This window comes from Mediterraneibacter sp. HA8405, from assembly GCF_056148955.1.
Genome location: NZ_CM148758.1, coordinates 906093 through 916172, shown reverse-complemented (window position 1 = coordinate 916172; position 10080 = coordinate 906093). Strand labels below are relative to the sequence as shown.

Below are 10080 nucleotides of genomic sequence, written 5' to 3'. Positions count from 1 at the left end.
TGTATGGTTACAGATTATTTGTGATTTTGTCACAGAAAACTTTATAATATATGCTATACTAAGGATATCCTGAAAAGGAAATGATATAATGATCAGAAAAATACTTGTTTATTTGAAGGAGGATTCAATTATGGCAGTTATTAAATTAACAAAAGATAATTTTGACCAGGAGGTTATGCAGTCTGACAAACCGGTTCTCATTGATTTCTACGCAGACTGGTGCGGCCCATGTAAAATGATGAGCCCGGTTGTGGAAGAAGTTTCCGACGAAATGCCTGACGTAAAGGTATGCAAGATCAATATTGACGAAGAGATGGATCTGGCTCAGAAATACGGCGTTATGAGTATTCCCACCTTTATCTCCTTTAACGGCGGAGAGATCAGGGGAAAACAGATCGGAGCCGTGCCAAAAAGCGCACTGGTTGATCTTCTTAAATAATACCGGAAAGGCACGCCAAAAGGATGCGCGGACCGGTAAAGCAAGACCTGAGATGAACTGCTTTTCTTCAGCAGTTCATCTCAGGTCTTAATATCATATCCGGATCTTTCCGCTTTATAATACCGGTCTTTTTTCTTTTGAATAACCGGGCACTCTTCTGCGCTGAGGCGCATATACAAACTGGTAAAGCACCCAGGCCATAATACAGGCTCCTACTGTATCCAGAACAGAATGCTGTTTTAGAAACATAGTCGCCAGAATAATAAGCCCGGCCAGCGTGTAAACGCCAAAACTTACAGTTCTGTGCTTCTTTAATTCTCTGCTTTCAAACACTGCAACGCACACGCTGAGCGAATTGAACACATGCAGGCTGGGGAATACATTTGTACATGTATCTGTGCGGTACAGCATTCTCACCATATCTACAAAAATATTATCCCTCTCAAACACTACCGGCCTTAAATCCTGCCCGTTCGGGAAAACAGTCGATACAAGCAGGAATATTGTCATACCGCTGAACATAAACGCTGCCAGTCTGTAAAATCCGGGCACATCTGTAAAAAAGAAATACAGAAACGCTGCCACAATAAAGAAAAACCACAGCAGATACGGCACGATAAAGTATTCAATAAACGGAATATATTTATCAAACTCTGTCTGAACAACATAATAATGGGTTGTCACATGCTTCTCGAGCCAAATCCACCATGGAAGATAAATAAACAGATACAGGAACACCCATGCATGTTTATATTTTTTTATAAAATCAAAAAATTTCTTCTTCCACTCCATAGTCCGCTACTCCCTTTTCCGGGTCGTTCCGGCCCGGATAAATCGCCTTACCGATAATTCGTTTCGATTATAGCACGATTCTTATAGAGCAACAACCGGCTTTATAAAATCCTAAGAAATCTTTAGATTCTCTTATCCTGCGATCACTTTCAGCTTTTCACCCAGGGGCCCCGCTTCCGGACAGAACCGGAACCCGCCGCCCATATACTGTTATTCCTCACTTTTTCCCTCGCAAAGAGTACTGTCCAGGTATTTCCCGAGTGAACGGCTCATGTTCCCCTCAAAGTCCACCTCTCCGTTTCTTAAACACCATTCAAACACATTCCCGATCACAATCATGCGTATATCTGTAGTAAACTCTTCAATTTTTACATTCAGACTGACAATACCCGCGGCAATAGCCTTTTCCACGTATGTCTGCACTGTCACAATAGGATATGGCCTCTCGGTCCGGATCGCCGCATTCAGGGCCTGATTTTTTGTATCATAATAACCGGACATGAATTCAACTCCCAGTTCCCGGCAGTATTTCACATAATTCAGATACACCTGAATAATTCCCTTTCTGACTCCGGCTGCATTTTCCGGCATCTCCAGCAGATCCGGATTAATTGTGGGCTGATCCTCTATATAGTATGAAAGCAGGTCATCCTTTGTCCGGAAATGATGATAAAAACTTCCGTTTGACACCCCTGCCTCCTCACATATGTTTTTAATGGATAATTCTTCATATCCCTTTTTCTGAAGAATCCTTTTCGCAGCCTGGAAAATCTTTTCCTTTGTCTCCCGTGACTTCTGCTGCTGCCTGGATAATTCCACTTTTTCACTCATAGCTGTACTCTCCTGTTATTCAAACGGCCCTTCACGAAATGTTCTGCTGCATTTGCCAAAGCCGTTCTGCCGCTCCTTCCGAGGGCTTTTTTGCCAGCCGCAATTTTTTTCTGACAGATACCTCCGCAGCGGTACTTTTGTGGACAGTATAGCACAAAACCATACCGGATTCAAGAAAACAGAGCGGGCTCTGTCTTTTGCCGCCAAATTTCATTTTCTTTCTCCCCAGTCCTGACGCAATTTCCCCGCAGATGGTTTTTTCTCCACCCCCGCGGTTTTCAGATAGGGGGTGAAAGCAGACGGCATGGGATATTTTTCTTCCAGTTCATCACGTTCTGCAAAAATCATATTTCCCGGCATGCATTTTTCAAGCTCATCCACCAAAATCTCATATCCGATCATATGCCATTCTACATGACTGAAAATATGTTTTGCATTACCCAGGCTTCTGATCCGTACCGGAACCAGCCCCAGAGACTTCCCGTATTCTACTGCTTCATCCTGGCTCAGATGCCCTGTTACGCCGGGAAATTCATACATGCCTGCCAGAAGCCCGCGGTCCGGCCTCTTCTGTATTGCCGCGCACCGGCTGTCACAGAATACAAAAACAGTCCGTTCTTCAATCCTCCGCGGCCTGGCCTTCTGCCGAACCGGATACGCTCTCGGGTTCCCCTGTTCAAAAGCAAGACAGAGATGCCGGACCGGGCATTCCCCGCATTTTGGCTCCCCATTGGGCAGGCAGACAACTGCGCCCAGCTCAATGAGACTCTGATTAAAGTCTCCCGCAGCCTCCCGGGGGATAATTTCTTCAATCAGTCTCTCGATTTTTTTCTTCACTGAGGCTTTTGTGATATCCCCCGGATCCGCGAGAATCCGCGTCACAACCCGCAGAACATTGCCGTCCACTGCTGGTTTGGGAATGTTGTACACAAATGAGCTGATGGCTCCGGCCGTATAATTTCCGATTCCTTTCAGAGAATGAATTTCTTCATATGATTCCGGAAAACGTCCCCCGTATTCGACCATGATCTGCTGCGCAGCCTTCTTCAGATTCCGCGCTCTGCTGTAATAGCCAAGGCCTTCCCAGAGCTTCAGCAGCCTCTCTTCCGGCACTTCCGCCAGAGATTTCACGTCCGGCAGCTCTTCCAGGAACCGTTCATAATAAGGCTTTACAGCCTCCACCCGTGTCTGCTGGAGCATAATCTCAGAAATCCATACCCGGTAGGCATTCATCCGTTTCCGCCAGGGCAGATCTCTTTTCTTTTCCCGGAACCACTCCACCAGCGGTTCCGCTGCCTCTTTCAGTCTGGGACTCCCCAGAACCACATCCACCGGATCTGCTATGGCAATGCTGTCCGATTCCACCTCGCAGTCATACGCCAGAATCTTTACCCCTGCCGCCGCTGCTTTGACAAGCGCTTCCGCAAAAGCAGGATGGGTATCCGTATTGGGTGTAAAATACCGGACATCCTTCATCTGAATGACAAAAAATACACAGGTCTCATATCCTTCTTTCCCGGCACGGATCAGTTCTTCCAGATGTTTGACTGCCCGGTCGCTGGGCGCGTCCGGGAACCGGCAGGCTCCGTCTTCTTCCAGCGTCACTCCTTTGACTTCTATGAATATCTTTCTGTCCCCTGCTTCCACATACAGGTCGAACCGGGAGAAACCGTAGACAGTCTCCGGCCTGATCAGGGTCACATCCGGCGCGAAATTCCCCTGTTCGATCCATTCTCTTACCACCTGGTTCGGGATCTGGGAATCCATATTGATGAGCCGTTCCCCCTTTTCCACCGCGATCAGATCCCATTTGGTTTTCCGCGCAGGATTTCCGCTTTCCTGCACATAGATTACTGCTCCGGGAATCAGCAGTTCCGCACAGCGCCCTGTATTTTTTACATGAATCGTCTCTTTCTTTCCATTGATCATGGCATACGCAATAAACCGGTTCGGCCGCTCCAGAAAAACAGCCTTCTCTATCCGTTCATATTTCATAATTTTATTCCTGCTCTCCTCCGCCTTCTCCCGGACGGTTTTCTTCTTTCTGATATCTGAAAAGACCAGGCCTTTGTACAGCCCGGTCTTATCATCTGTATTTTACAGCAGTCTACTATAAGATTTTCGAAAGGAATTCTTTCAGGCGCGGATCTTTCGGATGCTGGAAGAACTCCTCCGGAGGCGCCTCCTCCAGAATCTGTCCGCCGTCCATGAACAGTACCCTGTTGGCAACTTCTCTGGCAAATCCCATCTCATGTGTGACAACCACCATGGTCATGCCTTCCTTTGCCAGCTTTTTCATCAGATCCAGCACCTCGCCTACCATCTCCGGATCCAGAGCTGACGTAGGCTCGTCAAAAAGAATCACGTCCGGATTCATGGCCAGAGAACGGATGATTGCCACTCTCTGCTTCTGTCCGCCGGAAAGGGTGGAGGGATAGACATCCGCTTTGTCATCCAGTCCGATTCGCTTTAACAGGGAGAGGGCCTGCTCTTTTGCCTCGCTCCTGATTTTCTCTTTTGTCTCAGTAATGGGTATCAGGTCTTCCTTTTTGCTGCGGAACACATTTTTCAAACGGGTTATTCTGTTTTTCCGCTTTGCCTTTTTCAGGTCCTGGCATCTCAGATAGGCCGGCGCCATCATTACGTTCTGTAGCACTGTTTTATTATTAAACAGATTAAAATGCTGAAACACCATTCCCATATGGCGGCGGTGCAGATTGATATCGACCTTCATATCAGCTATATCTACACCCTTGAAAATGATGCTTCCCGATGTAGGATCATCCATACAGTTCAGGCACCTGAGAAATGTACTCTTTCCGGAACCGGAAGGGCCGAGCACCGCAACGATATCGCCCTTGTTGATGGTGATATTGATTCCTTTCAGGACCTCAAGGCCCCCAAAGCTTTTCCTAAGATTAATTACGTCTATCACTCTTCCTCAGGCTCCTTTCCAATAATCTGATAAGCAGGGTAATCACAAATACGATACCTATGTAGATCAGGGCCATCACCAGATACGGAACCATGAACTCATAGTTATTTGTACCGATATAGTTAAACGCCACGTAAAGATCTGCTGCTCCGACAAAGCTGACTACCGATGTCTCCTTGACCAGGGAAATAAACTCATTTCCCAGAGTAGGCAGAATATTTTTTACTGCCTGGGGAATCACAATCTTTGTCATACTTGCCCCAAAACTCAGTCCGACTGCCCGTCCCGCTTCCATCTGGCCGGGATCGACAGACTGAATGCCGCTTCGCATAATTTCCGATATGTAGGCGCCGCTGTTGAGTCCGAACACAAGCATGGACACCTGCACTCCCGTCATATTCCATCCGATAATCGGAAGCAGTACATAATAGAATACAAGCAGCTGCACTACCATAGGTGTTCCTCTGAAAAGATTCACATATAAGCTGCAAATGCTGTTTACTATTCTCGGCAGCAGTTTGTATTTCGGAATCACCCGGAATGTCGCGATCAGCGTACCGATCAGTATACCGATAATCAGACCGATCACCGCGATAAGAATCGTGTTTTTCAGGCCTTCCACTACTCTTACATAGCCGTTCTGTTCTATGAAGATCTCTAAAAATTTATCTACCTTCTGACTAAAATTACCCATTGTCTTCCCTTCTCAAAAGAAGGAAAATGCCTGCACCCGCGCCGGACGCTTCTGATGCCTGTATTTTCCTTCCTGACTTCAGTCCTGTGTTTATTATTTTACTGCATCTCGTTAATTGCTTCTGTAATCGATGCTGCCGGAGCCGCGTCAATAATCACATAGTCAATGTTTCCGTGGAGCATATCCTGTACCGCAAGAGATCCGCTCTTGTATGACTGGCATGTGGCGTCAAGTCCCGGGAAGCCCAGATCTTCACTGCCCTGTACATAGCTCTGTCCGGTTGTACCCTGCTGTACTCCGATCTTTACGGAAGAATCCAGCTCACCCAGCGCGGCCGCAATAGACTCCGCATCTGTCATATCATCAAATTTTGTATTGTCACTCGGAACAATCAGACGCTGAGACGCCTGATAATATGTATCTGTAAATGTCACATATTCTTTTCTGTCCTCGCTGACAGTAAGACCTGCCATCGCAATATCGCATTTCTGCTGTCCTACTGACAGACACACCGCGTCAAAATCCATGTTCTGGATCACCAGTTCCTGGCCCAGTTCATCGGCAAGCAGCGCCGCGATCTCCATATCAACGCCAACATAGCTGTCGCCCTGCATATATTCAAAAGGTTCGAACGCCGCGTTTGTCGCTACCACAAGCTGATCTTTGGACTCATCCAGCTCAGCGGACTGTACCGGTGTAGGCTCTCCGTCTCCGAAATATTTGTCAAAAATCTCCTCCAGAGTTCCGTCATCCTTAATTTTCTGAATAAATGCATTCACCTCATCAAGGAGTTCCGGCTGTGTTTTATCCACGCCGAACGCATATTCCTCACTGGTAAGATCCACATCAATTACCTTCGCGGTCTTCGCGCCGCTTCCCGCGTCATTGCTGTCGCTTCCGCAGCCTGCTGCCAGACCTGCTACAAGGGCCGCGGAGAGAGCTACTGCTAAAAACTTTTTCATGATTTTATCCTCCATATACTTTCAGGTTGCATAATCATACAGATTATCTTCATAATTCTAACACGTTTCCGTCAAAATACAAGTCCAATTCCAAAAAACGAACTGCTTTTATGCCATTTTTCCCGCTTTCCTGTACCTTTTTCCATTATTGATATTAAAGCAGGGAGACAATTCCGAAATAAAGCAGTACAACAATACCCAGTACGATTCTGTAGTAGCCGAATACTTTAAAATCATTCTTCCTGATATAGCTCATCAGGAATTTGATAGCCACGATCGACACTGCAAAGGAAACCGCCATCCCCAGTATCAGGAGAACTGCCTGCATCACTGTAAAATCAAATCCGAATTTGACCAGCTTCACCAGACTGGCTCCAAACATAACCGGTATGGCAAGGAAAAATGTATACTCCGCCGCAAGACTTCGCGACACGCCAATCATCAGCGCGCCTACAATTGTTGCGCCGGAACGGGATGTTCCCGGAATCAGAGCCAGCATCTGAAATACACCGATAATCAGAATCATGGGAACTGAAAGCTGGGACATTCTGGTCACCTTCGGCTTTCTCTCTTTCTGGTAGTTTTCTACTACAATAAAAAGAATACCGTACAATATAAGTGTAATCGCTACTACATACCAGTGATACAGCCACTTGTCAATCAGATTGTCAAAAAGCAGGCCTATCACTCCTGCAGGGATACAGCCGATCAGAACTTTAATCCATATCTGCCAGGTCATCATCTTCTGATTCTGCGTTTTCTTCGGAGAAAATGGATTCAGCTTATGAAAATATATCACAACTACAGCCAGAACCGCTCCCAGCTGAATCACCACCTGAAACATCTCGAAGAACGCCTCACTCTGATTCAGTTTTAAAAGTTCCTCCAATATGATCAGATGTCCGGTACTGCTGATCGGAAGCCACTCTGTAATGCCTTCAACAATACCGAAAATTATCACTTTTAATACGTCTAACATCTTTTCTTCCTCCTCTTAAATCTTCCGGACTGCTTTTTATACTAAAGCAAATTTTTCAATGGCTTTTGCCGCGCCTTCATCCTCATTGCTGGATGTAATATAATCAGCCGCCTGCTTAACCTGTTCCTCTGCATTTTCCATGGCAACGCCAAACCCGGCTTCTCTCATCATTGCCGTATCATTATCTCCATCTCCGCAGGCCATAATTTCCTCTCTGCGTATTCCCAGGATCTTTCCCAGAGTAATCAGTCCGGTACCCTTATTTACCCCCCGGGCGTTAACTTCTATATTGTACTTCAGGGAACCGACAAGCTCCAGACCTTCCACTTCTTCCAGTTCTTTCCATGCTCTCTTCCGTTCATCCATATCGGCAAAAAGTGCCTGGGTTTTATCCATTCCCCTGTTTTCTTTTGCTACCAGTTCAAAAATATCTTCAACCGGGATCCTTGTTGTCCGTATGTATTCCCACATATTCGGATTTTTGTGATACCTTTCCACATGAAGCATTTTATCTGCCTGGGCATATCCCTGTCCGTCAAAATATACTTCCTGTAATGTATCATATTTTCCGCATATTTCCAATGCTTTTCCGGCCAGTTCCGGCGAAAGAAGCTGCTCCTCAATTACTCTGTTTTCATCCCTGTCTATGATCCTGGCGCCGTTTGAAGTAAGGGCATACCGCATCCCCGGGAAATTCCTCAGTTCCTCCGGCACGCCCAGCCATGGCCGTCCTGTAGCAACCAGAACTACAATCCCCTGCTCCACGGCTCTTCTGAGTACGTCCTTCGTATATGGAAGAAGTTCCTTTTTATCAGTCAAAAGCGTTCCATCCAGATCAAGCCCCACCATTCTTATCTTTCGATTCACTTTTTCGTTCCTTTCATTATGTAATTTCTGACACATCGGATATCCGCACGCCTTGCGTCGTTTTCCCCGCAAATCGTCCGGACAGCCGCGAATGTTTGTCTATATTTCATAATTTTTTTCTTCCATTGTAACAGAGTTTGATTAATAACGCAATTTATAGTATAATAGATAACCGGCAACTGATAACGTTATATTTTACCGGCATTCCGGAAAAATGTAGTCTGAAAATTGCTATATGAAAGGATTTGAGATTATGGATATCAGTAAAAAACGATGGCTCCAGGCAGGCCTCGCCCTGTTTTGTTCTGTCGCAGTCACGCTTTCTGCTCTTCCTGCTCTGGCAGATGAAGATATCGAAAGCCTGGAAAACCAGACCTCGGCCCTTGAAAATGAACTTGCGGGTATCAATCAGGATATTCTTGATCTGAACGATGATATTAACACCGCAGAGATGCAGATCGAAATACTCCAGGGCGAAATCGGACGTACATCTGATGCTCTTGCTGAAGCCGAGACAAATGAGCAGCAGCAATATGAGGATATGAAAACCCGCATTAAGTATATGTATGAAAACGGCAACGCATCACTGCTTGAGATGCTTTTTTCTGCCGAAGACATGACAGATTTTCTGAATAAAGCGGATTTCATTGAACATCTCAGCGAATATGACAGAAACGCATTGAATGAACTTGAGAATATCCACCAGGAAATCGCAGACCAGAAAACCGCTTTGGAAGAGCAGCAGGCCTCAATGGTAGATCTGCAGGCTGAACTGGAGAAGAAAAAAACTGAGCTTCAGGCAAAGGCTGACGAGACCTCCACAGATCTTAAAGAAGTAAACGCAAAACTTGAACAGGCAAAAGAAGAAGAGGCCCGGCGTCTGGCTGCAGAAGAAGAGTCCCGCGAGACCTCCACTTCCGGTTCCGGAGGCACTACAAGCGGAGGAGTAATTAATGCCTCTGTCGATGAAATCACTTTAATGGCCGCCCTTCTTGACTGCGAAGCGCATCACGATTATGACGCCATGCTTGCCGTAGCCACCGTAATCATGAACCGTGTGGAAGATCCCCGGTTCCCGAACACAATCAAGGGCGTCATCTTTGCGAAAGGCCAGTTTGAACCAGTGTGGACAGGACGTCTTGACGCAGCTCTTGACCGCGGTCCCACCAGTCTGGCAGTTGAGGTAACGGAAGATGCAGTCAACGGCAAAAGACTGGCTTCAGTTGCAGACTGTTACTTCTTCCTGTACGCGCCATATACAGACAGAGACGGTGTCATCATCGGAGATAACGTATTCTTCCGCAGCTGGTAGATTCGGATTTGTCAAAGGGAATTTCCGGAGAAAAACGCAGAATTCGGAAGGAAAAAAGTTTTTAGCAGACGGATTCAGAAGAGGGGGATACCGCCGATTAGATGCGACTTTTGGAAATGAGGGATGTGTGCTTTTGTTTCCGTTCCGCAGATAAAGAAAAACTAAAAAACCTGACGACAGGCTAAGAGCAAAATTTACAGCAGAAAACTCGCATTCGCTCAGACAATTCTGCTGTAAATTTTAACGCCTGCCGCCAGGTTTTTGGTTTT

General features: G+C 46.3%; 10 protein-coding genes. 2 read left to right on the top strand and 8 right to left on the bottom strand.

The window, feature by feature from the left end; all coding sequences use genetic code 11:
• Positions 1–130 precede the first annotated feature (130 nt).
• Complete coding sequence (trxA, locus tag AC0QUU_RS04260) at positions 131–439, top strand: thioredoxin (RefSeq protein WP_474544830.1); 309 nt, start codon at positions 131–133, stop codon at positions 437–439.
• Positions 440–553: 114 nt separating this feature from the next.
• Here the strand turns inward: trxA and AC0QUU_RS04255 are convergent, their stop codons facing one another.
• The 8 genes from AC0QUU_RS04255 to AC0QUU_RS04220 all read right to left on the bottom strand — a co-directional run bounded on the left by AC0QUU_RS04255 (position 554) and on the right by AC0QUU_RS04220 (position 8499).
• Positions 554–1231 carry a phosphatase PAP2 family protein gene (locus AC0QUU_RS04255; protein WP_474544828.1) on the bottom strand — a complete coding sequence of 226 codons (678 nt, stop codon included), beginning with the start codon at positions 1229–1231 and terminating at the stop codon, positions 554–556.
• Positions 1232–1441: 210 nt separating this feature from the next.
• Positions 1442–2062 (bottom strand): TetR/AcrR family transcriptional regulator, encoded by a 621-nt coding sequence (locus tag AC0QUU_RS04250; protein WP_474544826.1) that lies wholly within the window; start codon positions 2060–2062, stop codon positions 1442–1444.
• A 210-nt stretch (positions 2063–2272) separates the two neighbouring features.
• On the bottom strand, positions 2273–4057 hold the full coding sequence (gene mutY, locus AC0QUU_RS04245; RefSeq protein ID WP_474544824.1) for an A/G-specific adenine glycosylase: 1785 nt from the start codon (positions 4055–4057) through the stop codon (positions 2273–2275).
• Between the two features lie 115 nt (positions 4058–4172).
• Positions 4173–4997, bottom strand: coding sequence for an amino acid ABC transporter ATP-binding protein (locus tag AC0QUU_RS04240; RefSeq protein WP_474544823.1), 825 nt, complete (start codon positions 4995–4997; stop codon positions 4173–4175).
• Positions 4981–5691 (bottom strand): amino acid ABC transporter permease, encoded by a 711-nt coding sequence (locus AC0QUU_RS04235; protein WP_474544821.1) that lies wholly within the window; start codon positions 5689–5691, stop codon positions 4981–4983. The genes AC0QUU_RS04240 and AC0QUU_RS04235 overlap by 17 nt, the downstream gene beginning before the upstream one ends.
• Before the next feature lie 98 nt (positions 5692–5789).
• Complete coding sequence (locus tag AC0QUU_RS04230; protein ID WP_474544819.1) at positions 5790–6653, bottom strand: transporter substrate-binding domain-containing protein; 864 nt, start codon at positions 6651–6653, stop codon at positions 5790–5792.
• A gap of 154 nt (positions 6654–6807) precedes the next feature.
• On the bottom strand, positions 6808–7632 hold the full coding sequence (locus AC0QUU_RS04225) for an undecaprenyl-diphosphate phosphatase (protein ID WP_474544817.1): 825 nt from the start codon (positions 7630–7632) through the stop codon (positions 6808–6810).
• 36 nt (positions 7633–7668) lie between these two features.
• Positions 7669–8499: a Cof-type HAD-IIB family hydrolase gene (locus AC0QUU_RS04220; RefSeq protein WP_474544815.1), complete on the bottom strand. Its 831-nt coding sequence runs from the start codon at positions 8497–8499 to the stop codon at positions 7669–7671.
• A gap of 235 nt (positions 8500–8734) precedes the next feature.
• Between AC0QUU_RS04220 and AC0QUU_RS04215 the strand changes: the two genes are divergently transcribed.
• Positions 8735–9811, top strand: a complete 1077-nt coding sequence (locus AC0QUU_RS04215; RefSeq protein ID WP_474544813.1) for a cell wall hydrolase — start codon at positions 8735–8737, stop codon at positions 9809–9811.
• The last annotated feature ends 269 nt before the right edge of the window (positions 9812–10080 follow it).

Bases quoted from the DNA above. Each gene is read 5' to 3' on its own strand.
- trxA (WP_474544830.1), top strand. From the start codon at position 131: ATGGCAGTTATTAAATTAACAAAAGATAATTTTGACCAGGAGGTTATG.
- AC0QUU_RS04255 (WP_474544828.1), bottom strand. From the start codon at position 1,231: ATGGAGTGGAAGAAGAAATTTTTTGATTTTATAAAAAAATATAAACAT.
- AC0QUU_RS04250 (WP_474544826.1), bottom strand. From the start codon at position 2,062: ATGAGTGAAAAAGTGGAATTATCCAGGCAGCAGCAGAAGTCACGGGAG.
- mutY (WP_474544824.1), bottom strand. From the start codon at position 4,057: ATGAAATATGAACGGATAGAGAAGGCTGTTTTTCTGGAGCGGCCGAAC.
- AC0QUU_RS04235 (WP_474544821.1), bottom strand. From the start codon at position 5,691: ATGGGTAATTTTAGTCAGAAGGTAGATAAATTTTTAGAGATCTTCATA.
- AC0QUU_RS04230 (WP_474544819.1), bottom strand. From the start codon at position 6,653: ATGAAAAAGTTTTTAGCAGTAGCTCTCTCCGCGGCCCTTGTAGCAGGT.
- AC0QUU_RS04225 (WP_474544817.1), bottom strand. From the start codon at position 7,632: ATGTTAGACGTATTAAAAGTGATAATTTTCGGTATTGTTGAAGGCATT.
- AC0QUU_RS04215 (WP_474544813.1), top strand. From the start codon at position 8,735: ATGAAAGGATTTGAGATTATGGATATCAGTAAAAAACGATGGCTCCAG.